Raw genomic sequence first — 407 nt, 5'->3', positions numbered from 1 at the left:
GCCGCCGTGCCGCCGAGGAGGGTCGCCCAGCCGGCGGCCGGGACGTGGGGCACGGTGGCTCCGGTGACCGCGCGGACGATCGTGGTGAGGGTGACGCCGGCGATCACGGCGCCGATCAGCAGCGCCACGCCCAGCAGGCCGGCCTGTTCGGCGTGGACCATCCGCTTCACCTGGCCGCGGGTGACGCCGACCAGGCGGAGCAGGGCCAGCTCCCGGGTGCGGGCGAGCGCGGCCATGACGAGGGTGTTGGCCGCGGCCAGCACCGCGTAGCCGACCAGGACGGCGACGAGCATCTTGTTGAGCCAGCCGCTCACCGCGACGTCCTCGGCGAGTTCGCCGGTCAGGCGGGCGGTGTCGACCACCTGACCGCCCGGGTGGCGGCGGGCCAGCTCGGCGAGGGCGCGCTC

Annotated in this window: 1 protein-coding gene; it reads right to left on the bottom strand. The window is 76.4% G+C overall.

Annotated features, from left to right (window positions below):
- A partial coding sequence (locus LPA54_RS40620) for an FtsX-like permease family protein (RefSeq protein ID WP_306806648.1) occupies positions 1 to 407 on the bottom strand: 407 nt, incomplete at both ends.

Origin of the sequence: Streptomyces sp. DH12 (assembly GCF_020873895.1) — a bacterium.
Taxonomy (GTDB): domain Bacteria; phylum Actinomycetota; class Actinomycetes; order Streptomycetales; family Streptomycetaceae; genus Streptomyces.
The sequence above is the reverse complement of the archived record's forward strand: the minus strand, read 5'-3'. Positions and strand labels throughout refer to the sequence as shown.